We start from the raw sequence: 25,022 nt of genomic DNA, 5'->3' as shown, positions 1-25,022 counted from the left end.
AGGTCGCTGAAGATGGCCCCTAAAGCGTTTTCGAGCGAAGTGGATACCGGTTCGCGTCAAGAAAACGCGTCAAGCCAAAGCTGGCTGATCGTCGCTGACGATCTCACCGGTGCCGCGGACTGTGCGATCGCCTTCGGCAGAAGGGGGCGTGCGGCTGCGGTGACGTGGGGTGAGGTGACCGACGCGTCGGGCTACCAGCTGCCTGTCCTGGCCTACGATGCCGCGAGTCGAGGCCTTTCGGCCGAGGCCGCTGCAGCCCGCCATGCCGATGTGCTGGCGCGCCTTTGCGAAGACGGACGTATTCTTTTCAAGAAGATTGACTCGACGCTGCGGGGGCAACCTGCAGCGGAGACTGCCGCCGCGCTTGCGCATCTCAAGTCACGGTCGGGTCCGGCCCTTGGCGTGTTCGCGCCGGCCTTTCCGGCCACCGGCCGGACCACCATCGACGGGCGTATCCTGGTCAGAGGCCGCCCCCTCGAGGAGGCCGAGGTCTGGCACCGCGACCACACCTACCCGAATGCCGATCTTGTCGACGTTCTCGCGACCGCGGGCGTTCGCGGTGAGAAGGTCAAGCTCGCTGCCGTGCGCGGTGGCGATCTCAAAGCCACGTTCGCGAGGCTCGCCTGGGAGGGCGACGTGGTCGCGGCCTGTGACGCCGAGACTGAACACGATCTGCGTTTGATCGCGGAGGCGAGCCTGCATGCATCGCCCGCAACCTTCTTCATCGGCAGCGCCGGCCTCGCGCATGCGCTGGCCGGCCTCGAAGTCAGCCATGCCGTCGAGCCGCTGCGCATTCCCACGAGCGCATCCGGCACCCTGATCGTGGTGGGCTCGCTCGCCGGCGCATCTCGCGCCGCCGCGCGCGAGCTGGAGGCGACCGGCACCGTGGCGCATTTCCCGGTCGCGCCGGAAACGCTGCTCAACGATGGTGCCGGCCGGGCGGCGGTCGCCGCGGACGTGATGAAACGACTTGCCGGCGGCGGCGATACACTGGTTGAGATCATGATGGATGATCACCCCGACATGTCGCTCGGCCCGCAGCTCGCCAAGGGGCTCGCCGACGCTCTTGAGGCCGTCGCACCCGCGATCGGCGCCTTCGCTGCGACCGGCGGCGAAACCGCCGCGGCGATGCTGTCGCGCTTCGGTGTCAACGGTATCCGTCTTGCCGACGAAATCGAGCCGGGCGTGTCGCTCGGCCTTACTCTTGGCCGATTGTCTGTTCCGATCGCCACCAAAGCGGGCGCGTTCGGTGACGAGAACAGCCTCATCCGCATCAGCGAGCGGCTTCGCGCCGTCCGAACCAGAGGAAGTTTCATATGACTCGTCCGACCATTGCGATCACCATGGGAGATCCGGCCGGTATCGGGCCCGAGGTGATCATGAAGGCGCTGGCGCAGCCGCAGGTGCGGGCGATCTGCAATGCGCTGGTGATCGGCGACTCCAACCGTCTGCGCAAGGCCGGTCAGATCGTCGGCGTGCCGCTTGAAGTCGATGCGTTGAGCGACGCGAAGCAGGCGAATTTTGCGTCGAAGGCCGTGCAGTGCGTTGACCTGAAGCTGGTGCCGGACGATCTGCCGTTCGGCAAGGTGTCGGCGACGGCAGGTGAGGCGGCATATCGCTACATCGAGAAAGCCGTGCAGGTGGTGCAGGCAGGGCTCGCGCAGGGCATCTGCACCGCGCCGCTTTCCAAGGAAGCGCTGCATGCGGCCGGCCACAAATATCCCGGCCATACCGAGCTCCTGGCGCATCTGACCGGCACGCCGGAAGTATCGATGATGCTGGTGTCGCCGAAACTCCGCGTCATTCACGTGACCACGCATATCGGCCTGCTCGATGCGATCGAGAAGATCGAGCCCGGCCTCGTCGAGCGTGTCATCGCACGCGGGCATGACGTGCTGGTGCGCGCCGGCGTCGCCAATCCGAAGATCGGCGTCTGCGCCATCAATCCGCATGCCGGCGAGAACGGGTTGTTCGGTCGCGGCGAGGAAGCCGCGAAGATCGCGCCGGCCGTGGAAGCCTGTCAGCGCAAGGGCTGGGACGTGCACGGCCCCCTGCCTGCCGACACGCTGTTCTTCCTGGCCGGCCGCGGCGACTACGACATGGTGGTCGCGATGTATCACGATCAGGGCCATGGACCCATCAAGGTGCTGGGGCTGGAAGCCGGTGTGAACATCACTGTTGGTCTGCCGGTGATCCGCACCTCGGTCGATCACGGGACCGCCTTCGACATCGCGGGCAAGGGCATCGCCGACGAGCGCAGCCTGATCGAAGCGCTGCGGCAGGCGGTCGATCTCGCGCCGAAGAAGGCGGCTTGAGAGGGCTGCGCGGGCTCCTCAGGATGAGGAGCGAGATGCGCGTTAAGCGCAGACATTGCGCGGCCGATGCATCGTGGTATCCATCGGCCGTGCCGCGAAGCCGATACGGTCGAGCTCGGCTGACGGCAATGAATCCGCGGGCTGAGGTTCGATGTCGATGCGCAGCAAGGAGCGTCACGCTCGTCTGTTGGAAGCACTGAACGCGGGAGAGATCGATGTCGACGATCTCGCGCGGCGCTTCGACGTTTCCGCTTCCACCGTGCGGCGCGACTTGCAGCATCTTTCCAAGAACAATGCCGTGCGCCGCACCTATGGCGGCGCCATTCTCACCGCCCACGCGAACGAGACAACGCTCGAGCAGCGCCTCGCGGTTCAGGGCAAACAGAAGCAGGCGATCGCGCGCGCGGCGATCGATCTGATCGAGGATGGCGACACGCTGATTCTCGATGCCGGCTCGACGGTCGCAGCCTTCGGCCGACTGCTGCAGCATCGGCGGCTGCGCATCATCACCAACAATCTTGCGCTGCTGCCCTTCTTCGCCAAGGCTCCGAGCATAGAGCTTGTGGTGTTGGGCGGCGCGCTGCGCACCACCAGCATGAGCACCATGGGGCCGCTCGCCAATGAGGCGTTGCGGCGCATGACCGCGGACCGCGCCGTCGTGAGCGCCGACGGCGTGGTGAATGGCCGTGGCCTGTGCGAAGCGGATCTCGAACAGGTCGCACTGAAGTCGCTGATGATGCAGCAGTCGAAGGAAGTCATCGTTCTCGCCGACGCCAGCAAGCTCGGCCGCGCCGAACAGATGGCCTGGGCGCCGCTGCCGCCGCGCTGGACTCTGGTGACTGATGTCGGCGCATCTGAGGAGCAGTGCAAGCGTCTCGCCGACGCGGGAGCGCGCGTGATCGTTGCCGGCGTTCGCTGAGCCGGCATCGCAATTTTTCGCGTGATCGGAGAAAAATATCGACCGAGGCGGGGTTGCGGTAAGGAATCGCTGAATCGGGGCGCAATGCCGTCAACTTGAATCGCCATATGCTAGGTGGCGATCACCAAACGAGGTTCGCCATGGCGTGCAAGTCTTGGAGTGGTTCTTGGAACGGCACTTGGATCGGCTCTTGGATCAGCCGGCTTGGCGCGCCGCTCGTCGCTTTTGTTTTGACCGTCGCGCCGTTGGCTTCGCCGGTGCACGCCGTTGAGGACGCTCGCAAGGTGAGCGTGGTGTCGTTCGGCCTTTTCGGCGATCAGGGCGTGTTTAGAAGCGAGGCGACCGGCGCAGCACAGGTCGTAGCGGGTCGTTTCGGGAGCGGCCCAGTCAACGTGCAATTCAATTCGAAGAAAGGCGGAGGTGCAACGATTGAAGGCCTGGCTAAGTCCTTGCAGGCGGCGGCCAATGGGATGGACGCCGAGAATGATGTTCTGTTCTTGATTCTCACCTCGCACGGCTCCCCCGACGGGCTTGCAATCAAAGCCGGGCGGCTTACGCAAACGCTCACGCCGTCCCATCTCGCCGCCATGTTGGCGCGGACCGGCATGCGATACAAGGTGGTGGTCATCTCTGCCTGTTATTCCGGGGTCTTTATCCCTCGTCTCGCGAACCCCGATACGTTGGTCATCACCGCGGCCGATGCCGACCATTCATCGTTCGGCTGTCGGGACAAAGCCAAGTGGACCTACTTCGGCAACGCCTTTTTCAATGTCGCACTCCGGCAAGCCAGAAGCCTGAAGAACGCCTTTGTCGTTGCACGCTCGCTCGTCCAGCAGCGAGAACTGCGCGCTCGCTTCGAGCCGTCGAATCCCCTGATGGCAGGCGGCGCAAACGTGCAGCCGTTGCTCATTGCGCGTCCTTGAGAACCGGCCGCGTTTGCGGCCGGCGCCGGTGGGTGCCGTCAACCTCGTCCATGTTGATCTGGTCACCGCATCGCGCCGCATGTCTGCTACTGGCCCAACACAGCCTGGGCCCCTTAGCGGACTTGATTGGCGTTATGGCTGACTTCCGCTTTGCCGGAGATAGCCGACTTCACCGCCAAAGGGAGAGACTGCTTCTGTCGGTGCCTCTCCGTCGGCCGAAGGCGAGGATCGTGGATGGCACTGTCGCGTCCACTCATTTAGCAGGTGAGCTTGCCTGACGCCGTTGCGAACTTTGGTGTGAACGAAAACAGCACGTATCTGGTGCGGTTTCTGGTGCGGTCGTCGCGCTGCGGGCAACGGGAACGAAGTAAGCTATTGATCTCATTGGCGGGCCCGGCAGGACTCGAACCTGCAACCAGACCGTTATGAGCGGTGGGACAATCGTCGCCGCTGTTAAGTTTCCTGCCTTTTCGTCGAATTCGACCACGTTCGCCGCCCTTCGTGCGAGTTGTTATTGGCGCGAAACTGGTGCGGATTGTCTGTAGTCGAATCTTGGACCAGGACGTTGCGTTCTGTAGGTGATAACGTGAGAACGCACTCAAGCCCAGCGATCGACGGCAAGCGACCTCCATACGGCAGCGTGCCGGCAGATCGCCGCGGCCGGCCAAGGTCAGCCTCATAATGCAGGCTATGGGAAGTAATCAAAGCGGTTCATGACAAGCCAGGCGAAACATAACGTGAGTTTCTGGGAGCGTCTAAAGACAGAGGCATCTGCTGAGTGGCGCGCCTACACCGAGCATCCCTTCACGAACGGATTGGCAGACGGCTCGCTCGCCGAACCGGCATTTCGTTATTATCTTGCTCAGGATTACTTGTTCCTCATCGAGTTCGCGCGCGCCTACGCGCTCTCGGTCTACAAATCGCCCAAGCTTGCCGACATGCGTGAAGCAGCGGCCGGTCTTTCGGCCATCCTTGATGTCGAGATGAACCTTCATGTGACACTCTGTGCCGGTTGGGGTCTGTCCCCAAGCGACCTTGAACAGACCCCTCCGGCGGCCGAGATGCTAGCCTATACTCGCTACGTGCTGGATGCTGGAATGCGCGGCGATCTGCTGGCACTCAAGGTGGCGCTGGCCCCATGCGTGATCGGGTACGCGGAGATCGCGAAGCGGCTGGCTGCACAACCCGATGCGAACGCTGCGACGAACCCCTATCGCGTGTGGATTGCCGAGTACGCTGGTGCGCCATACCAAGAGGTCGCGGCGAAAGCGGGAGCACACTTGGAACGTCTCGCTGATCTCCACGCCACCCCGGCCCGCGAGGCAGAGCTGATTGCGATCTTCAAGGAAGCTACTCGTCTCGAGGCAGACTTCTGGGAGATGGGCTGGCGCGCGGGCCAGCGTGTCGAATAGCGCTTCGGAAACTGTCATGCTTATAACCTGAAGGTCATCGGTTCGAATTTGTTGGCAAAGCTATCCGCAGATTTGGTCTCAATTGGGCTCTCTTTGATGATTTTGGTGGGTCCGGCAGGACTCGAACCTGCAACCAGACCGTTATGAGCGGCAGAATAGCGATCAGCTTCGTCGCCTTTGCCGCGCATTCGGTCGCTTCTGCTCGCGTTTGTTACGTTTTGATGATGTCGCTCCCGCTTTGGTCGCCAGCCAGCGATCAGTCAAAACGTCTCGGTAACCTTGCTCAGGCGAGGGGGACGATCCGGGTCAAATCCGCGCGCGCATGCCGCCTGCTCGATCATCCGGTAGGCCGGAACGAGCATGGTGATCGGGTCGGTGGCGGGGTCATCCTCGACCAACCAAGGCAGCGAGCCATGCGGTCCGCCGCAGAGATGCAGCGCGATCTTTTGCTCGCGCAATTCCTCTGCCAGTGCGTCCACCGTGGCCGCCGTTTCATCCATGAGGCGCATCATGACAACTGGCGTGCGCGACGATAACGCGGCACGTGGCCCATGCTGCAGCTCGGCGGCGCTCAGTCCGATGGAGGGCAGGCGCATGATTTCCGAAAGCTTGAGCGCGATCTCCCTCGCCGAGCCCAGGCCCAGGCCCCGAGCCGCCACAAACACGGCTGATGCCTTGACGAGATCATCGGCAATCTCCGACCAGTCGAGCGCCAGCGCGCGGTGCAGGCGCTCGGGCAGCCGGTCGAGGGCTGACCGCAGCGCACGATCTTGCGCCAGCTCGGCAACCAGTCCGGCACTGGCGGCCATCGAGCCGATCACGGTCTTCGTGGCCGCTACGGAGTGTTCTTGGCCGGCTTCGATCGGAACGACAAATTCCGCTTCGTCAGCCACCGGCGACGACGGCGCATTGACGATGGCAATCGTGCGTGCGCCCGAGGCTCGTGCCGACCTGGTCGCTGCGACGAGATCCGGGCTGCGCCCCGATTGCGAGATTACGATGAACAGCGCATCGCGGAGCATCAAAGGTGTGCGAAATGCCGTGATCACCGAGGGAGCACTTGCTGAAACGGGAAGGCGAAGCCGCGTCTCGACAAGATATCTCAAGAAAACCCCGGCATGCCCGGAGCTTCCCCGACCACACACGACGCACAAAGGGGCGGAGTCAATCCCAATCCGCTGTGCGATGTCGCGCAAGGCGGGTCGGCCGCGAACAATGTTAGCGACAACATCCGCGCTTTCCCCGATTTCGCTCGCCATCGCGGATGTCGTCACGGCTCAACCACTCCGCCTCGGCCGCGTCCCGCCGCTCCCTTTGGGAGTCGGTCACGATGCGAGTCACGATTCTTGGCAAGCTCGACAAACACTTGCCGAAGGTTGCCGTCACAGTTCTCCAGAACGGTCTCCGCATCAACCCTGTCGACACCGAGCGCCAGAAGGACTGCAATCTTGATGTCTCCCTCGGCCTGCTCGAGCGAGCGTGCCGCGTGCGACGGATTACAGCGCGCGATTTGCGCCACCATGGCCTCGGCGCGCCGCTTCAGCTTGGCATTGGTCGGCGGCATGTTCACCATCATGCCGCGATATACCCGGCCAAGGCGCAGCATGATCCCCGAGGAGATCAGGTTGAGCACGACCTTCTGCGCGGTGCCCGCCTTCATCCGCGTGGAGCCGGCGATCAGCTCTCGGCCGGTCTCGACCAGGATCGGAAACTTTGCCAATGCCAGCAGTGCGGTGCCGGGATTGTTGGCGACACCAATCGTTACTGCATCGAAAGACCCTGCCTGCTGCAGCGCCGCGACCGTGAACGGCGTTGTGCCGCTGGCGGCTACCGCAATCACCACGTCGTGCGGCGTGAGCCGTGCGGCGCTGATCTGCGTGACTGCATCATCGACATCGTCCTCCGCGCCCTCGATGCTGGTGACGAACGCGCTGTCACCGCCGGCAACGACGAAGCGGACGCGCTCGCGGGGCCAAGCGAAGGTCGGCGTCAGCTCGGCGCCGTCCTGGACCGCCACGCGGCCTGACGTGCCCGCGCCGACATATACAATGCGTCCGCGGTCGCCCAGCACCGTCTTGGCCGCTTCGGCTGCCGCAGTGATCGCGGGAAGGGCATGGCCGATCGCGGCGACCGCCGCAAGCTGGCCCTCCCACATCGCTTCCATCGCTGACGTCAGCGACCATGCATCAAGGTCGGTAAATCTGGGATCGACTTCTTCGGTGGCCATATCGGTGATCCAAGCACCATCAAACGCGGAACTTCGAAGTCTGTTCATGGTCAGTTTCTCTCTTGGGCGGGTCCAGCTTGCGCAGGTCGAGCCGCCCTCGGACCACAAGCAGCGCGCCCGCCGCTGCGTCGGCGTCAGGACGCCTCAGGCGAGCGCGCAGGTCAGGCGTTAGCCAGGGCGTAATCGCATCCGCGAGCCCGCCCACCAGCGCGAGCCGGTCAATTCCTTTAGCCAGGAACAGATCAAGCAGATCGCCAATGGCATCGGCCGCGCGTTCGACAATGCGGCGGCCGACCGGATCGCCCTGATTGGCATGCCGCATCACGGTCGGCGCGAACGCGGCGTAGTCGGTGGCCCGGGCTTCTTCAGACCACGCCACGGCCTGATAAGGATCTTGATCGAATGCGCCCAGCACCTCTGCAAGCAATGGTGTCAGCTCGCCGCGGCGATCCGCGGCCCGCAGCGCCAGTCGAACGACCTGCAGGCCAATGTCGGCGCCGCTGCCTTCGTCCGAGACTGGGAAGCCGTAACCGGCGATGCGGATCTCGCTGCCGCCAATCAGGCCGACACCCACCGAGCCCGTGCCGGCCACCACGATGGCCCCGTCCGCGCCGCTATGGGCGCCGACACAGGCAGCTAGGCCATCGCTGATGAAGATAACGGACGCAAAGGGATGCGGGATCTCTTTGAGCGCCGCTTCCGCGCCCCGGCGACCAATGCCGGCGAGGCCAATTCCGGCGTGCATCCGCGCGAAATCCTCGCGCGTCAGTTCGGACTGTGCGGCCGCCGCTTCGGTGGCCTCCATGATGGACCGCCAGGCCCTGTCGAAGCCAATCCGGGTCGTGGCAGGCCCCGAGCTCGCTTCACCGAGTACCCTGCCGTTTTCGTCCTCGATCCGGGCGCGGCAGCGGGTTCCGCCCCCATCGATGCCGAGATAGGTGGTACCTTTTGTTTCCATGAGAAGTTAACGCAAGGATTTAGCTCCGGGTCCCTGAAGCCCGTTGTGTACATATTGGGACCTGTACAACACGGGACTCGCCTCACGAGTCCGTGATTGCCATTCTCGGATCAGCACTTATGGGCCAAGCTGGGTCTTCCGTGGTTTTCTCGATTGCTGCGCAGCACATCTTTGACGGTGCCGACATGCGCGGGCCGGGGTTGGTCAGAATATCGCAGGGGCGGATCGAAGGCATTACCGAGGAAGCGCGCGCCTCGATCCACCTTCCCCGAGATGCGATACTTGCACCCGGATTCGTCGATGTTCAGGTGAACGGAGGCGGCGGCGTTCTTCTCAACGACCAGCCAACGGAGGCCGGCGTTCGCCGCATCGTCGAGGCGCACCGCAAGGCCGGCACCACGGGCTGTTTGCCAACCCTCATCACCGATCGAAGCGAGGTCATCGAACGATTGGCTGTAGCAGCTCAGGCGTGCCTCGAAATTCCTGGCGTGCTCGGCTTTCATCTGGAAGGTCCGGCCCTCAACAGGTCTCGCAAGGGCATTCATCCGGAAGCCGAGATACGCGTGCCCGATCGGCGCGATCTCGCCGCCATCAAAAGCTTCGGGGACCGCGGTCGCTCCATGGTGACCTTGGCCCCGGAATGCGTGCCCGCGTCCATGATCGATGAATTGATCGGCGCCGGATTGCGTATCGCGGCCGGCCACAGCGACGCCACCGCAGCCGAAATCGGGCAGGCGGTCGATCGCGGTGTCTCGGGGGTGACCCATCTGTTCAATGCCATGTCGCAGTTGAACGCCCGAGAGCCGGGCTTGGTGGGCGCCGCGCTGGGAGATGACCGGTTGTTTGCAGGGATCATCTGCGACGGCATCCACGTTGACCGCGTCGGCTTGCGTGTTGCCTTGCGCTGCAAGGGACGCGATCGATTGATGCTGGTTACCGATGCCATGCCATTGGCGGGCACGAGCGACCGGCAATTCCTGCTACAGGGAAGGGAGATCACGTTGCACGACAATCGCCTGACTGACCGGGATGGCACGCTCGCGGGCGCTCACCTCACCATGATCGAGGCGGTGCGCAACGCTGTTGCGCTTATCGGAATCTCCCTTGTCGATGCTCTTATCATGGCTTCCCGGACGCCCGCGGCATTTCTAGGCCTTGGGTCCGAGCTTGGACGGATCGCGCCCGGATACCGCGCGGATCTTGTCGCCTTTAATCCGAACTTTGAGGTCATTGGTACATGGATAGGCGGTGTTGGTTCGATGGGCGAGGCGAACAAGGCTTCCGAGCGAGGTTAGATGCGCAACCAGCCCATCGTCGTGCAGAAATACGGTGGTGCCTGCCTTGAAACACCGGCGAAGATTCGCGCGGTTGCGCGCAGTCTCGCCGACCTGCACGGCAGTGGGAAAGGCACCTCTGACCGGGAAAAATGCGCCTTGTCCCTTCATCCTTCCAAGTAAGCTGTTGCAATCGCAGCAAATGCGAACGCCCTCCGAGCGCACCATAATTCCAGAGCGGGGATGCGACGTCGCTATTGGCTTCACACTGGCCGAGCATCCGGCTTGAGAATTGGTGAGAAATTGCGCGAAGTCACTTGCTACCATAAGGCGCGCGTTGCGCTGGTTAGTCAATGTTGCTGACGGTAATTCCCCGGAATTGCTGGCGCGCCAAACCCGGTCTGGGATACCTCATTCAACGCACCCGGTTCTTGTCAAGTCAACGTCCGCCCTGCATTCGCATCGAACATATTTGGAGATGATCATGCGTAGCATAGCCTTGATGATTGCATTCGTGATCTCGTTTACCGCCCCGGCGTTAGCTCAAAAAGCCGAGATCGAGGCCATCAATGCGAAATGGATTGAATTGTTCAACAAGGGCGACTTCTCGGGAGTTGCGTCACTCTACAGCACGGATGCGACCGCATTCCCGCCAGGTACCGCGATGGTTCACGGCCGATCAGCCATCGAGGCAATGTGGAAAAGCATGGCGGAACAAGTTAGCGATCCGAAGCTCGCAACCCTTGACGTTAAGCCCCTTGGTCCAACCGCGGCGCGCGAGATTGGGACGTTCGCCCTCAAGACCAAGGGACCGACACCGAAGGATGTGACTGGAAAGTATGTCGTGGTTTGGGAGAAGGTCGGCGATGATTGGAAGCTGACCACCGACATCTGGAACGACGGCAACTAGGCATCTCTGTTCATAGCTGTGCTTCGCGCTTACGTTGAGTTGGCTATTGCACGGTCGAAGGCGCGCGCGATCGGGGCCCCATGGCATCGCTTGGCAGCGCCCAGCTTTCGCCGGAGCCAATGTGTTAAACTGGCTGAGATGTCTCGCGATCGGTGCTTCCATTTGCAGATGTGCCTTCGCAGGTCTCTGCAATGTGCTACCCTTATCCCTATTGGCCATAGGTATACCATGACAGGTATTGCAGAGTGGCTGGCATCGATCGGTTTGGGAGAGTACGCCGATCGTTTCGCAGAGAACGCTATCGACCTCTCGGTCGTCGGCGATCTCACGGAGCAGGACCTCAAGGACCTCGGCGTCCTGCTTGGGCACCGGCGCAAGATGCTGCGCGCGATTGCGGCACTTGAGGATGATGTCGCTGCATCGGACCAAGCGGCTGCCAAACCAGCGCCGCGAGACGGCGCCGAGCGGCGCCAAATCACGGTCATGTTTTGCGATCTGGTGGGCTCGTCCGCACTTTCGGCCCGGCTGGACCCGGAGGACTTGCGCTCGATAATCGGCGACTATCACGCCTGCATCGCTGAGGTTATCGCCCGGAGTGAGGGCGTTATCGCGCGCTACATGGGGGATGGCGTGCTTGCCTATTTCGGCTACCCCCTGGCGCACGAGGACGATGCCGAGCAGGCGACACGTGCGGGGCTGTCACTGGTCGATGCCGTGGCCAACCTTCAGACAGATATCGGCACCAAGCTGCAGGTTCGCGTTGGCATCGCTACCGGTATGGTCGTCGTGGGCGATCTGATCGGCGAAGGCGCCGCCAAGGAGCAGGCGGTGATCGGTGAGACACCGAATCTGGCTGCTCGTCTGCAGCAGTTCGCCGAGCCCGGTACGGTGCTGATCTCCGAGAGTACGCGCCAGCTCACCGAAGGATATTTCGAATACTGCGATCTTGGCTCGATCGCGCTGAAAGGATGGGCGGAGCCAATACCTGCCTGGCAGGTGCTCGGGACGACTGGAGTCGAAAGCCGCTTTGAGGCTCAGCACAGGACTCGATTGACGCCCTTGATCGGGCGAGACGAGGAGATCGAGCTGCTGTTGCGGCGCTGGCAGCACGCCTCTTCGGGCGAAGGTTGCGTAGTGGTTCTAACTGGAGAGCCAGGTATCGGTAAGTCGCACATCGCGCTGGCGCTTCAAGAACGGCTCCAAGCCGAACCACACATTACGGTCCGCCATTTCTGCTCGGCGCACCATACCAACAGTGCGTTGTATCCGTTCATCGACAATCTCGAACGTGCTGCCCGTTTCGAAAGAGGTGAAGCGCCGACGGAGAAGTTTGCCAAGCTTGAAGCTCTGCTGTTGCGGTCTGGCGCCGACGCAGATCGTGTGGTGCCGGCTCTAGCAAACCTTCTGTCGCTACCGGTCAGTGACCGCTACCAGCTGCCCGAGCTCAGTCCGCAGAAACGCAAGGAGATGACGTTGGCGGCATTCTCGGCTCAGCTCGAAGCGTTGGCGGCGCGGCAGCCAGTGTTCATCATCTTTGAGGATGCCCATTGGTCGGACCCGACTTCGATGGAGCTGCTCACGATTACACTGGAAAAGGTACCACGACTCCGAGTGCTGCTGCTCATCACCGCGAGACCAGAGTTCACGCCGCCCTGGCCTGGTCATGCACATGTGACGACCGTCTCGCTTACACGGCTGAACCGGCGCAACGGGGCGGCCTTGATCGAGCGCGTCACGGCAGGCAAGACGCTCCCGGAGGAGGTCTTGGACCAAATCCTCGCTCGCACCGACGGCGTGCCCCTGTTCGTCGAGGAACTGACCAAGGCGGTGCTCGAAACCGGCTTGCTGCAGGAGCGAGACGACCATTACGTGGTCAGCGGTCCGCTACCCTCGTTGGCGATTCCAACGACATTGAACGCATCGCTGATGGCTAGGCTCGACCGATTGGCCCCCGTGAAGGAAGTTGCTCAGATCGGCGCCGTTGTGGGGCGCGAGTTCTCGTACGAACTGCTGAGCGTGGTCGCCAAGCTGCCAAGGCAACGGCTTGAGGAGGCGCTTGCCCAGTTGGTTCAGGCGGAGTTGATATTCTGCCGAGGCGAGATACCCCGGGCGGTCTACACCTTCAAGCATGCGCTCGTGCGGGACGCTGCCGAAGCGGGACTTCTGAAGAGCCGACGCGCAGCGCTGCATGCCGCCGTCGCCAACGCTTTCGAGCAACGATTCCCGGAAATTGTGGAGTCTCAACCCGAGACTCTCGCACTCCACCTTACCGAGGCGGGATTGTTCGAAAAGGCGGGAGAATATTGGCTCCAGGCAGGCAAGAAAGCGGCCATGCGCTCCGCCAACCTCGAAGCGATCGCACACTTGCGCAAAGGCATTGAGGTCTCGGCCCATTTGGCCGACGGTGCGCTTAAAGACCGGCTGGAGCTTGATTTCCAGTACGCGCTCGGGCCCTGCCTCATTGCCACCCAGGGGCCGGCCTCGCCCCAGGCGGTGGCGACCTTTGCGCGAGCGCGCGAGCTGTGCCAGCGGCTCGGAGATCCCCCCGAGCGACTACAAATCATGTTTTGGTTGACCACCGCGAGCGTCATTCGCGGCGAGTTGCCGGTCGCCGAGGAAATGATCTCGGTGTTGCTCGATCTTGCGGAGGGTCGGGGTGATCGACCAACGTTGCTCAACGCGATGCGTGGGCAAGGGATGATACGCCTTTTCATGGGAAATCTCGTAGGTGCCCAGGAGGTGATCGAACGGGCCTTCGAAGCGTTCGAAGCGAGCAGCGAGCATGATAGATTTGCGGCGCGTGCTGCCGGCCAGGATGCGGGTGTGGCCGACCTGGCTCTGATGTCATGGGCGCTCTGGCTGCAGGGCCGTGCTGATACGGCACTCGCGCGTGTAAATGCCGCCCTTCAGCGTGCCGACGTCATCAGTCATCCGCATTCGCAGGCCTATGGATGCTATTATGCATCCATTCTCCACGCTCTTCGGGGTGACTTCCGAAAGGCACACCGTTATGCGGATCGTTGTCTCGCCTTGTCGGAAGAACTCGGATTCCGGCAGTGGCGAGGATTGGCTCGCGCCATCCGGGGGATAAGCGCCACCTTCCTTGATCCTTCGTTCGCCGCGCTTGAGGAAATCCGTACGGCGATGAACGAATATCGCGGCGCGGGCTATCAGCTTGGCATCACAGCACTGTATGTGCTCCTGAGTGCCGCTCTGTTGTCGAGCCATCAAAGCGAAGCCGCGCTCGAACTGATTGAGCAGGGTCTCGCTACAACCGGCCGCAATAGCGAACGGATATTTGAGGCCGAGCTGTATCGATTGAAGGCACGCGTATTGCTCGTCCGCGATGCACCGGAGGCCAGCACCGACGCACGATCACTGCTCGATCACGCATTGACAACTGCGAAAAGTCAGAGCGCCAAGGCCCTTGAACTTCGAGTAGCAGTTGACCTCGCCAACTTGTGGATCGATCAGGGCAGAACCAGCGAAGCGCTCGACCAGCTCGTGCCCATCTACGGCTGGTTCGTCGAGGGTCTTGAAACGCAGGATCTGAAGCAGGCAAAGGCATTACTCGACCGACTGCAGTAATTGCGCCTCGACTGCGGATATTGGAGCTTGGCTCAGCAGGTCGGCCTCAAGGCTGCTTTACCTTGCCGTTACGCAGCCCGCCTTCGACATTCGTGATATGCCTCCTTAACCTCTCGCCATCCCGCCTCATCGCTTTCCGCAGGATTCTCATTTATGAAATGTGGCCCGTCATGCGGCGGACGTTTTTCGTGTTCGTAGTATGCCTTGATTGCTTGTTCAGCAGCGATCCTTCCCAACTGTCTCCCGCTGTCCAGGTTGCTGTGGTTCCATTTGAAACTGATGTGCCCCGGCACATGAATCTCGACGATTGTGCCCTTCCACGGATGCTCTCCGGATTTTGGCTTGTCGTACCGCACGTGGTATTTGAAGAGCTTGACGTCATCTTCGCCAACGGTCGCTGCGAACAATTGGCAGAGATTGGCCAGGGCATCGTGAAGGTTTTCCGGTTTGCGGACTTGCTTTGAATCGACGATCCTGCTCACCCATATCTCGTCCAGCTCATCGCCCGGCTTATGATGCTCCTGGAGCAAGCTCTCGAAGTTGACCGTATCGACCAGTGCTCCTTCGCAGTAGGTAACTCCGTCGATCTCTACGGTTTCTTCCACGAAGGGAAGGGCTGAACACGCACATAAGCTGGATGCGCTGATAGGCACTTTGTACTCTTTCCCGTCGACCTTCTTGTTCTCATCGACCTTCTTGGGCATCGGCCGGTTGGAAAACAACGCGAGTTTATGCTCATCGAGATTCCAGGCGTTGTGGAATATGAATGGCTTTTCGGGTCTTCCCAGCGCGTCGAAATTTATGCTCTTCATAAACTGGCTGTGTGGATAGTTGATCCTGGAGAGGCCGGTGACTTGGGACAGATACATCATTGACGTGAGATAACGAACGAAAGGATTTGGGGCCAGCACCTGATTAAGAACCCATCTGTTTACGTCTCCCTCATCCGGGCTCGTGAACTTCTTCCCGCCGTCCGTGTCGGGCTGTTGAGCGAACCAGAGCGACATGGATTCCCTGAAGGCATTCGCGACCCTGTTTGGGTCCCACAAATCCTTATAGGTATTGGGATCTGCGACGAAGTTGGTCAGAGCCTTGCCGATGCTTTCCCAATCCGGGCCGAACACCGTGTTTATGGGAAAGCGCCTATAGCTTTCGTCGTCTCGAAACACGCCATTCTTGAAGAATTGATGGGTCTGTTTCGCCCTGTCTTTATTGTCAACGTTGTCAAACTGATTGTAGACGATCCCAACCCAGGCGCCGATGCAGGACAATGCCCACACGTCAAAGGTTATACCTGCGTTGGCAAGAGCTTCCAGAACTCCAATGTGCAGCCCTGCCGCCGGACCACCACCGCCGAGCGTAATCGCCCTCTTCACCATTGGTTCCTCCATCAAATTTTTTGCATGGCTTATTCTCTGATCAAGTTTCTGAACCGCGTAAAACTAAAAGACTGGTCGTTTGCTGGGTCCGCGGGCTTTCGGCCGCACCGAATGCCGTTGAATCCAACTCGACAACTCATTGATCGCAGCGTTGCGAAACACGATACGTGCGACGGAACGGTGGACGTCGAGGTTCGGCGCCTTCTCGAGCCTGCTGATCGCGCTGGGCGCACGCCGGCCGAGAGCTCGAGCAAGCATATCGCGGTCTGGCCCGCCCATTTGTGAACCAATTCACGGAAGATATTTATCGCCGATGTTAGTAGGGGAGATGTTGTCCAATTGTGGCTTCCGCTTCTGGCCCATCGCGACATATTGCGCTGCCGCACGAACCTGGTCGCTATAGGAGCAAAGCGGACGTAGTCACCAGTCACATGAGGCCGTCGGATTTATAGGCCACTCTATACGATGGGCAGGCCGAATGCGCCGCATGGCAAGCTCCATCTCTTCAGACAGACGGGTCGTGTTCGGCGTAGCAAGCAGTGGTCGGTTGGTTCGACGCCAGGGGAAAAAGAGATACCTCCCTTATCTGCCGTGTTTGGGATCCTGTCCCGCCGAGGTGAAAGCTCAAGTATGACGACCGGCTTCCGGCTTACTTCTTTGGCCGAGGGGCCGCGCGGAAGATAAAGCACGTCCAGCCTGTCGCAGACGTTGGCCAGACTGTTCCCGGTGACTCCGAATTCCTCGGCCGGCCGGATCATTCACCTAGCCATTGATGTAGAAGCAATAAAACATCAGCGCCAAGGCGTGGCGAGATCCCCCCTAACCTTCGCGGATCAGCCGCCTTCGCTTCTGGCAGATGCCCAGCTCGATACGTGTATAGGCCTGACGAACAAAATAAGCCGGGATTTCGAGAGGAAATCCCTGCCTAGACTAGAGCAACGTGACACCTGAAGTGCGTAGCCAAGGCAAATGGCGATCCAAGCGCCGTCGGCGAGCTCGCAGCGATGCTGATTTGACAATAGCAGAGCAAGATCTTGCCGATGGAGAAACGTCAATTCTGTGTCCTGGTTTCGGACAGCAGCCAGTCGCGGAATGCAGCAATCTCCGGCCTGCCAACGTCGGTTTCGCGGCCGACGAGGTGGTAACTGTCGGCGGTTCGTACCACCAGCGGATGGATCGCCAATAGTCGTCCCGCTTTGAGATCGTCCTGGACCAGTTCCAGATGCGCCACCGCGATGCCGAGCCCGTCGATCGCCGCTTGATAGGCTAGCGAGGAATTGCCGAACGACAGTCCTTCGCGAAAGCTCCCGGGTGTGACGTCCGCCGCCTCAAACCAGATCCGCCAATCGTGCGGGCGCTTCATTGAATGAAGTAACGTGCGGTCGAGCAGCTCTCGTGAATCGTGCACGGGTGGATGCTTGTTGAATTCGGCGGGGCTACAAACCGGCAGCAGCTCGATCGGAAACAGCGTGTCGTAACGCACGCCGGGCTTTGGAATGGCGGGAGTCTGAATGGTGAAGTCCACCTCGCCAGCGCTCACATCGACGAGATCGTTGGCGATCGTGACCTGCACATTGATGCTTGGGTAAATGGTATGGAAGCGCGCGAGCCGCTTGACCAGCCATTTCATCGCCACCGTGGGAAACAGCCGTATCCGCACCACGCGATTCTGCTTGTCCCGGCGGCTGACCTGGGTCGCGAGTTCGATGCGATCAAAGGCTTCGGCAATGGCCTGCGCGTACTGTTCGCCCTGCGTCGTCAGCTTGACGTCGCGTTGATTACGGACGAACAGGCGCAGGCCAAGGAAGGCTTCGAGTTGGGCGATATGCCGGCTGACGGCGCCCTGCGAGACGTTGAGTATTTTGGCGGCGTGGGTGAAGTTCTCGGAGCGGGAGGCGACCTCGAAGACGCGAAGTGCATTCAGCGGGGGCAATTTTCGGGCCATCAGCGCCTCCCACTGAGGGCTGATCGCGTCCGCGCCGCATTCTCTGTGTTGCTCTGAAGATAAGTCATCGTCGTGATGAGTAAATTAGCATACTCGGCCCAAAGCATTCCGCTTATTTTGCCCGCATAAGCGGCGCTGAACGCCGCTACTTGCGGGAGAAACGCTTTCTATGACCACCCCCGTTAACGCCGCGGGCCGGCTTGACCGGCTCCCGATGGGCGCATTCCAGCGGCGGATTCTCAGCCTGATCGGCCTCGGGATGTTCTTCGACGGTTTCGACAACCAGATGGCCGCCGGCGTGTTGGGCGCCCTCGTTAAGGAGGGCTGGTCGAACATGGAGACCAATGCCCACTACATTTCCATCACCTTTGCCGGCCTCGCCATTGGCGCGCTGATGACGGGGTTGGTCGGTGACCGGTTCGGCCGGCGTTTTGCCTATCAGTTCAATCTTCTGATTTTCGGCAGCATGTGCCTGCTCTCGATGCTCGCGCCCTCGATGACCTGGCTGATGGCGATGCGTTTCTTCATGGGAGTAGGGATCGGCGCAGAATATGTCTGCGGTTACGGCATGGTCAGCGAGTTTGTGCCGCCGCAACGGCGCGGATGGGCGCTTGGCCTGATCAGCGTGGTGTCGATGGCATCGACATTCGCTGTGAATTTTACCGGACTATTCGTCATTCCAGCACTTGGATGGCGGCCGATGTATCTGATCGGCGGTTGCGGCGCATTATGGGTCTGGTTCCTGCGCCGCAAGCTTCCGGAGTCGCCGCGCTGGCTCGAAGCGCGCGGCCGTTATGAAGAAGCCGAAAAGATCATGCAGGATATCGAAGCTGAGGCCTCGAAGGCGGGGCCTCTCCCGCCGGTGATATCAGTGGCCGCGCCTGCGCCGGCCTGGGTACCGATCTCCATCCTGTTCTCGCGCGGCGTCGTCACCCGCACCTTGCTCGCGATGGCGGTTTGCATCACCTGCCTGGTCGGTTCCTACAGCTTCTCCTATTGGGTGCCGACCTTCTTCGTCAAACAGGGACTGAGTGTCACGAAGTCGCTCAGCTTTGCGACCGTCATGGCGCTGGGCAGTTCGCTCGGGCCGCTGGTCGGCATGCTGACCTCCGACTGGATTGGACGCCGTCGCGGCACCATGTTTGCGGCCTTATGGTGTGGCGTGTTCGCGCTGGCGTATTCGCAGCAGACCGATCCCGCCTGGGTGCTGATCTTTGGCTTCCTGTTGCAGGGCGGCATGAGCCTGATGATCGGCTTCGGTCTCGGCGGCTACACGCCGGAGTTGTTTGCAACCGAATATCGCTTCCGCGGCTCTGGCATCGCCCAAATGACGGGGCGGATTGCTGTCATCGCATCGCCCTACATGGTTGTGTCGCTCTATGACAATTATGGTCTCCCATCAGTGCTCTACGCCATTGCGTCGCTTTATCTGCTGTTAGCGCTTGGTATTCTCTTGTTCGGTATCGAAACCAACCAGCGCTCCCTGGAATCGATCGCGCCAGCGCGCGATGGCGAAGCGGCGGTGACAACATCGCGCTCCGCTGAAAGCGCGGCCTGATCTGGTCGCAATCCCGACACCCACACCAGAGCTCACGAAAAAGGAACTGCACATGGATCAAACGCTGCTCATCTTGGGCGATACCAACATCCAGAACCGCGAAGATCCTTTCAGCGCATTCGTCAATGTGCGTGACATGCTGACATCGGCCGATGTCTTGTTCGGACAGCTGGAAGGCCCGCTTGCCGAGCCCTCGATCGATCCCGCGCGGCCCGATATCCCGCACAAAAAGGGTTGGCGCCATTCGGGCGCCAAGGTAGGTCCGGCGCTCAAGAAGGCGGGCTATGTCGGCGTGAGCTGCGCCAGCAACGTCGCCTATCCCGCGCGCGCCGCCGTCGCCAGCGTCAAGGCGCTGGATTCGGCGGGGATCCTCCACTGTGGCGTTGGCGAAACGCTGGCCGAGGCCAGGAAGCCGGTAATCATCGAGAAGAACGGGGTTCGTTTCGGCTTCTTGAGCTACACATCGGTGTTCTGGCCGAGCAATCACGCCGCGTCAGCCAACAGCCCCGGATGCGCCACCATCAAGGCCCACGCCGCCTATGAGCCGGGCCCGCGCGCGCTGGAGATGCCGGGTGCTGAGCCGATCACGCATACATTCGCAGACGCCGACGAACTCGAGGCCATGCGGGACGATGTCCGCGCTCTGCGGACCAAGGTCGACCTTGTGATCCTTTCATGCCATTGGGGCGTGTCGTCCAAAGAGGAGCCAGTCGCATATCAGCGCGAAATAGCCCGAGCCGCCATCGACGTGGGGGCAGACATGGTGTTCGGCCACCATCCGCATGTGGTCCAGGCCGGCGAAATCTATCAGGGTAAGCCGATCTTCTACAGCCTTGGCAATTTTGCGTTCGACTGGGACGTTATGCGCGGCCGTCATCTCGATGGTCTGGCGCTGCGGTGCTTGATCGCGGGGAAGAAGATCACCGAAATTGAATTACTACCGGTCCGTCGCAACGAGCACAACGATATCTGCGTACATAGTGCAGACACCGGCGCGGGCAAGGACATTCTCGGCCGTTTCGAGCAGCTGAGCAGGAAACTCGGAGACTCAATCGTCTTGTCGAGGGCCACTCACCTGCGGCTTGAGGGTATGTAAGGTTAACGCGGCTGCTGACTCCCCCGAGCCGTTGTTTTGCCGAGCGATATCCAATCAGGGGAGCAAGAGGCCTCGCTCCTGACTGCGAGGAAAGCGCCTGCCGCCTGTCAGACATTCTCCTTGGGCGGAAAAGCCCTGGATCTTCCATGTACCACCGTATCGCACTCACCATGCGATGCTAGTCGCCTTTGTGAACTTGCGCGCGAACGAAAAAGAAGCACGTATCTGTGCGGTCGCCGCGCTGGGGGACAACGAGTATCCAGTAAGATGTTGATCTTCTTGCACTCAATCCTGCAACCAGAACGTATGAGTGGCCGAACGAGGATCGTTGACCTTTCGTTTCAGGGGCGAAGTCGCACTGACGGTCTCATGCTCCGAGCACCGGCTCCTTGCCGGTGAAGGCCCTGAGTATATTCGCCGTCAGGCGCGAAAGACCGTTGTCGCAGCCGTTCCAGGCCAGGGCGCCGGCATAGGCGATGGAGCCGACCGAAAATACCCAGCCGCCTCCATCGATCGGAAACAGGACCATGTCCGATCTCACCACGTCAGGCCGCTGTGCGCCTCCCTGATCCGGGAGCGAAAGAGTGAGATCCTCGATGACGAGCTGATACTCGTTGCCAAGCCCGGTCGAAGTCCCGAGCACATAGGCATGCTCGGGACTTCCGAGCGTAACGTCGTACCTGTCGACCTCGTCTCCCACCGCTCCACCCAGCACATAGCCGTAATCGCCGACGATTTCCTCAGTGATGCCGTCGAACAATTTCGCGGCAGGCGAATTGTAGCTCGCCTCCAGACGCCGATAGCCGCAGCCCTTCGACCATCCCTCCGATGCGAAGCCCACGCCCAGCATCTTGTTCGGGGCGCGGCCGCGCGTGCGCCAGATGCCGCCGGCTTCAGTCGTCGCAACATGGGTCCGTTCGCCATAGGGGGCATCCCAGCAGCGCGTGCCGCTGTTGTCGCGGCGCACCTCGATGACCCAGGGCTTTGCACTGAGCCGGCTCGTTACCCAGTAGAAGCCGTTGCCGCCAAGATACATGACCCGTCCGCCGTCATGCAGGTATCCGTCGAGGATATCGAGGCCGGTTCGTGTCCAGTATTCCGGGTGCGAGCCCGTGACGATCGCCGCGTACCGGTCGGCCAGGTTGCGGCCGCCACGTTCGAAATCCTCGTCGGTTGCGACATGATATTCGATGCCGAGGTGCTCTAGCCATTCGACGATGTACATGTCGACGGGAAAGTGACGGTATGAGCCCGTTAGCCAGTTCGGAAAACCAGGGCGGACGTTGAACAGCGGTCGTCGGCGGCCCGAATAGCGAACCGGCGTTCCGTCGGCATGGGTATCGTAGCAGGAGCGGCCCGGCTCGGGATGTGAGAACAGGTACTGTTCGTCCTCGGGCACCACCTTGTCATGAGGCATCACCGATGAGAAATCGAGCGAAGCCAGGTGGTCGTTCGCATAGGCCAGAAAGGTGTTGGTCGGCACCAGGAACAGCACGGGTGCCGAGGTGCCCAGGACCGGTCTGACAAACAGCGGAAAATGATTGCGGCGTCCGCCGGCCTCGAGCCGAACTGCGTAGACTCCGCTTTGAAGGTCCTCCGGCAGGCGGAATTCGAGATTATACCTCCAGCCGGCATCCACCATGTCGTCGTCGTGGAATTGCAGCGCACAGTACTGCTCGGGAACTTCGACGAAGGAGTCGCTTCGCCCGTCCCAGTTGCGTCCGGTCACACCGCGCTCGACGCCGTTGACAAGGTGCCCCTGTTCGCCTCCAGCGTCCGGCTCAATCGTCTCCGACGCGAAGTCCCTGCCGAGTTTCCATGCTGCCCATGCCGGCTGCGTGGAAGTCTTCCCCGCGTGCCATGCGGCGATCATCTCGGCGGATGGCTTCGCGAGGTACAGCGTTGGCGAGTCGATCTTGCCATTATATGGCTCCAGCGGCGACCCGGACCGGCCGATGCCGGCCGCCGCGAGCAGGAGCGTTGCCGCGTTTGCCGTCGCGCCGGTTGCCGCGCGGAGCGTGCGTTGTGCCCCAACCTTGGCATCAAGACGCCTGAGGTCGATGCAGACCTCGCCGTCGCCGATGGTAGTCAGGATCGAATACCAGTGTTTGGCGATGATCGCATCCGGCAAGACTGCGAGCGTTGCGCTGCCCATTCGAAGCGCAAGACCGCCTGAGATGATGACGAGCGCGACGTCGCCAATCGACCAGATGGCCTGGGGCGCGCTCCGCTCGGGGACGGTCGGCCATGCCCAGCAATGGACGCTGATCGCCGCATCGTTGATCGGTGAGGGAAGCGGAAATTCGGCGTGCGAGCCGACCACCGTGGATTGCACGCCGCCGGAAACGGTGCGGTCGAGCACCGACGAGAAATCGACCACCTTGCCCTCGATCGCTTCGTCGCGCCCGGGACCCGAGACCAGTCGCACGAGGCTTGCGCGGACGGTGGCGTGCGGCGTGCTGATCGCGAGCCGGACGACATCGCCGGGCTCGCAGGACCACTCCTCGAAATAAGCCTGGATATCCATCTGACGCTGCCCACGCTCGCTGGTTAAGTCCGCTTCGGACGCGCAATGTCCGAGCGCGCCCATCATTCGCGGATCAAAGCCGGCGGGGAAACATCTGTTGCGGCATTCTGGAGTCCGGGAGCAACAACACTGGAGAAACGGACAGGCGCGCCGCGGCTGGTCCCGAAAGTCCGCGTCACGATCCGCGCAGGAACCGGTCGCCGAGCGCGACCGTTCCGTCGGTGTAGCCCGTACCCAGGCGTCGCGCGGTTTCGGTGTCCGAATGCGAAGCGAGCCAGGCCGTCAGCAGCATGCGCCTGAGCATCACGAACGCAGGCAGCATGGCCTCGTCGTCGTGCGAGACCGGTGCGACGGTCCGGTATCCCGCAAGCCACGACTGCTGGAGCAGGTCCATCACCGGCTCGTGCTCGATGAAGCTGACGGCCGCGGCGAAGTCATAGAAGAACCACGAGAAGCCGCAATCGTCGAAGTCGATGACGCCGAGCCGGTCGCCTTCGACGAGCAGGTTGGCGAGGCGGAGGTCGGCGTGAACGAGGCCAAACCGCTGCTCGCCCAGTCCGTAAGCCTCGACGCGCCGTTCAAGTTCGTCGGCGACCCTCTGCAGCAGCCTGCGGCCATCGTCGCGCAGGCCAAGACCGGCGCGCCAGTCACCCCATAGTGGCCGGCGGCCCAGCATGGCATCGAAATCCCAGACCTTGCGCTGGAACGTTGATGGCAATGTCCATCGGCGGCTGTGCGCGTGAAGCCGCGCGCTGGTCGCGCCGAGCTTGCCGAACCAGGTGGCCAGATCGTCCGAGGCGTCCGGCTCCCTGCCGCTGAGGAATTCGAATGCAACGACGTGTCGTGTCGCACCACTCAGGGGAATGGGGCATAACAGGTGTCCCTCCCGATCGGCGACCGGGCGCGGCGTGAGCACCACGTTGTCTGCGATCACGGCGTCGATCCAGGCGAGCTCGGACGCAATCTCGTCAGGTGAGTGATAGCCGGGCCGCTGCACGCGCAACACGAGTTTTTGCCGAGCGGCCGGATCTTGCGCGAGAAAGGTGGTGTTCTCGGAATGGCTGAGAAAGGCGAGCGTCGATTGCGATGATAGTCCCCAGCGCGGCAGGCTCGCGGCAAGAGAGGTCTGCATGCTCTCGATGAGGCCGGGAGTCATCATCGCGGCCAACCGACCGTCTCGGGCTCCGCGAGGTCAAGAAGGCTCGCGATGATGCGATCGGGAACGACGTCCGCCACCGCATTGAAAGGGACGTCGCTGGCGAGCAGGATCGACCGCATGCCGGCGGCCTTTCCTGCTGCGATATCGGTACCGATCTGGTCGCCGACCATGACGGTCTCATGCCGGGCGGTGCCGAGATGCGCCAGCGCCTGTTCGATCAGGAACGGTTGCGGCTTGCCTAGCACGATCGGCTTCGTATTGGGAACGGCCGCTGCAACCGCGGCCGTGATCACGCCGACGCAGGGATCGTAGCCGTCATGAACCGGCGTCAGGACATCGGGATTGGTGGCGATGACGGTTGCGCCGGCGAGTGCGGCCCTGACCGCGGTGCGCAGCTTGGCGTAGTCGAGCGTGGCATCGAAGCCGAGCACGACGATCTTGGGCTTGACGTCGGTCAGGTGATAGCCAATGTCCTCGATCGCCTCGAGCAGTGGTCGTTCGCCGATCGCAAACACGGGCGTGGTGCGCGGCCAGCGCCGTTCGAGCAGGGACGTGACCGCCGAAATCGTCGTGAAGACCTGTGACGGTTCGGCCGGAATGCCGATGCGGCTCAGCTTGGCGGCAAATTGCGCGGCGGATTTCGTCGAATTGTTGGTGACGAACGCATAGGGCAGGCCCCGCTCGCTCCATCCGCGAAACGCCTTGACGGAGTCGTCGATCGGAGTGTCACCGCGATAGGCGACGCCGTCGAGATCCGAGATGACGCCGCGAATGGGATGGTTGGCCGGAGCAACGCGCTGTTCCAATGCTGGGATTCCGTTCAGTTCCGCGA

The 25,022-nt window shown here is 61.7% G+C and carries 20 protein-coding genes; 11 read left to right on the top strand and 9 right to left on the bottom strand.

Annotation, left to right across the window (positions count from 1 at the left end):
• Window positions 1-12: 12 nt before the first annotated feature.
• The 5 genes from ACVMDN_RS25115 (at window position 13) to tenA (ending at window position 5,569) form a co-directional block, all read left to right on the top strand.
• The gene (locus ACVMDN_RS25115; RefSeq protein ID WP_141342407.1) at window positions 13-1,320 is read left to right on the top strand and encodes a four-carbon acid sugar kinase family protein; all 1,308 of its coding nucleotides are present in this window, start codon (window positions 13-15) and stop codon (window positions 1,318-1,320) included.
• Window positions 1,317-2,315 (top strand): 4-hydroxythreonine-4-phosphate dehydrogenase PdxA, encoded by a 999-nt coding sequence (gene pdxA / locus ACVMDN_RS25110; RefSeq protein WP_057020626.1) that lies wholly within the window; start codon window positions 1,317-1,319, stop codon window positions 2,313-2,315. Before ACVMDN_RS25115 ends, pdxA begins: the two co-directional genes overlap by 4 nt.
• 151 nt (window positions 2,316-2,466) lie before the next feature.
• Complete coding sequence (locus ACVMDN_RS25105) at window positions 2,467-3,234, top strand: DeoR/GlpR family DNA-binding transcription regulator (protein WP_057020625.1); 768 nt, start codon at window positions 2,467-2,469, stop codon at window positions 3,232-3,234.
• 140 nt (window positions 3,235-3,374) lie between these two features.
• On the top strand, window positions 3,375-4,157 hold the full coding sequence (locus ACVMDN_RS25100) for a C13 family peptidase (RefSeq protein WP_245311791.1): 783 nt from the start codon (window positions 3,375-3,377) through the stop codon (window positions 4,155-4,157).
• A gap of 737 nt (window positions 4,158-4,894) precedes the next feature.
• Window positions 4,895-5,569, top strand: coding sequence for a thiaminase II (gene tenA, locus ACVMDN_RS25095; RefSeq protein WP_456835859.1), 675 nt, complete (start codon window positions 4,895-4,897; stop codon window positions 5,567-5,569).
• Window positions 5,570-5,589: 20 nt separating this feature from the next.
• Here the strand turns inward: tenA and ACVMDN_RS25090 are convergent, their stop codons facing one another.
• The 4 genes from ACVMDN_RS25090 to ACVMDN_RS25075 all read right to left on the bottom strand — a co-directional run bounded on the left by ACVMDN_RS25090 (window position 5,590) and on the right by ACVMDN_RS25075 (window position 8,754).
• Complete coding sequence (locus ACVMDN_RS25090; RefSeq protein WP_156436544.1) at window positions 5,590-5,757, bottom strand: hypothetical protein; 168 nt, start codon at window positions 5,755-5,757, stop codon at window positions 5,590-5,592.
• A 72-nt stretch (window positions 5,758-5,829) separates the two neighbouring features.
• On the bottom strand, window positions 5,830-6,828 hold the full coding sequence (locus ACVMDN_RS25085) for an SIS domain-containing protein (protein WP_057020624.1): 999 nt from the start codon (window positions 6,826-6,828) through the stop codon (window positions 5,830-5,832).
• A gap of 11 nt (window positions 6,829-6,839) precedes the next feature.
• Window positions 6,840-7,796: an N-acetylmuramic acid 6-phosphate etherase gene (locus tag ACVMDN_RS25080; protein ID WP_229159522.1), complete on the bottom strand. Its 957-nt coding sequence runs from the start codon at window positions 7,794-7,796 to the stop codon at window positions 6,840-6,842.
• Window positions 7,797-7,815: 19 nt separating this feature from the next.
• A complete protein-coding gene (locus ACVMDN_RS25075; protein ID WP_141343127.1) occupies window positions 7,816-8,754 on the bottom strand; it encodes a BadF/BadG/BcrA/BcrD ATPase family protein in 939 nt (312 codons plus the stop codon).
• A gap of 119 nt (window positions 8,755-8,873) precedes the next feature.
• Between ACVMDN_RS25075 and nagA the strand changes: the two genes are divergently transcribed.
• From nagA to ACVMDN_RS25055, 4 genes are all read left to right on the top strand, one after another.
• Window positions 8,874-10,049, top strand: a complete 1,176-nt coding sequence (nagA, locus tag ACVMDN_RS25070) for an N-acetylglucosamine-6-phosphate deacetylase (RefSeq protein ID WP_076834254.1) — start codon at window positions 8,874-8,876, stop codon at window positions 10,047-10,049.
• Window positions 10,050-10,211 (top strand): hypothetical protein, encoded by a 162-nt coding sequence (locus tag ACVMDN_RS25065; RefSeq protein ID WP_156436543.1) that lies wholly within the window; start codon window positions 10,050-10,052, stop codon window positions 10,209-10,211.
• Window positions 10,212-10,512: 301 nt separating this feature from the next.
• Window positions 10,513-10,938, top strand: coding sequence for a YybH family protein (locus tag ACVMDN_RS25060; protein WP_057020648.1), 426 nt, complete (start codon window positions 10,513-10,515; stop codon window positions 10,936-10,938).
• A 228-nt stretch (window positions 10,939-11,166) separates the two neighbouring features.
• On the top strand, window positions 11,167-14,526 hold the full coding sequence (locus ACVMDN_RS25055) for an AAA family ATPase (protein WP_057020620.1): 3,360 nt from the start codon (window positions 11,167-11,169) through the stop codon (window positions 14,524-14,526).
• A 68-nt stretch (window positions 14,527-14,594) separates the two neighbouring features.
• Here the strand turns inward: ACVMDN_RS25055 and ACVMDN_RS25050 are convergent, their stop codons facing one another.
• On the bottom strand, window positions 14,595-15,905 hold the full coding sequence (locus tag ACVMDN_RS25050) for a patatin-like phospholipase family protein (RefSeq protein WP_245311789.1): 1,311 nt from the start codon (window positions 15,903-15,905) through the stop codon (window positions 14,595-14,597).
• A 1,051-nt stretch (window positions 15,906-16,956) separates the two neighbouring features.
• Window positions 16,957-17,850, bottom strand: a complete 894-nt coding sequence (locus tag ACVMDN_RS25045; RefSeq protein WP_057020618.1) for a LysR substrate-binding domain-containing protein — start codon at window positions 17,848-17,850, stop codon at window positions 16,957-16,959.
• Window positions 17,851-18,019: 169 nt separating this feature from the next.
• Here ACVMDN_RS25045 and ACVMDN_RS25040 point away from each other — a divergent pair, with 169 nt between their 5' ends.
• Both ACVMDN_RS25040 and ACVMDN_RS25035 read left to right on the top strand, forming a co-directional pair.
• A complete protein-coding gene (locus ACVMDN_RS25040; RefSeq protein ID WP_141339854.1) occupies window positions 18,020-19,408 on the top strand; it encodes an MFS transporter in 1,389 nt (462 codons plus the stop codon).
• A gap of 52 nt (window positions 19,409-19,460) precedes the next feature.
• Window positions 19,461-20,504 (top strand): CapA family protein, encoded by a 1,044-nt coding sequence (locus ACVMDN_RS25035; RefSeq protein WP_141339853.1) that lies wholly within the window; start codon window positions 19,461-19,463, stop codon window positions 20,502-20,504.
• A gap of 367 nt (window positions 20,505-20,871) precedes the next feature.
• Here the strand turns inward: ACVMDN_RS25035 and ACVMDN_RS25030 are convergent, their stop codons facing one another.
• The 3 genes from ACVMDN_RS25030 to ACVMDN_RS25020 form a co-directional block, all read right to left on the bottom strand.
• Complete coding sequence (locus ACVMDN_RS25030; protein WP_141339852.1) at window positions 20,872-23,031, bottom strand: N,N-dimethylformamidase beta subunit family domain-containing protein; 2,160 nt, start codon at window positions 23,029-23,031, stop codon at window positions 20,872-20,874.
• A gap of 175 nt (window positions 23,032-23,206) precedes the next feature.
• Window positions 23,207-24,190: a phosphotransferase enzyme family protein gene (locus ACVMDN_RS25025; protein ID WP_076834296.1), complete on the bottom strand. Its 984-nt coding sequence runs from the start codon at window positions 24,188-24,190 to the stop codon at window positions 23,207-23,209.
• Window positions 24,187-24,996 (bottom strand): HAD-IIA family hydrolase, encoded by an 810-nt coding sequence (locus tag ACVMDN_RS25020; RefSeq protein WP_233475840.1) that lies wholly within the window; start codon window positions 24,994-24,996, stop codon window positions 24,187-24,189. The genes ACVMDN_RS25025 and ACVMDN_RS25020 overlap by 4 nt, the downstream gene beginning before the upstream one ends.
• Between the last annotated feature and the right edge of the window lie 26 nt (window positions 24,997-25,022).

The sequence above is a fragment of the Bradyrhizobium sp. USDA 4510 genome, assembly GCF_054059095.1.
This window is presented reverse-complemented; position numbering and strand designations above follow the sequence as displayed.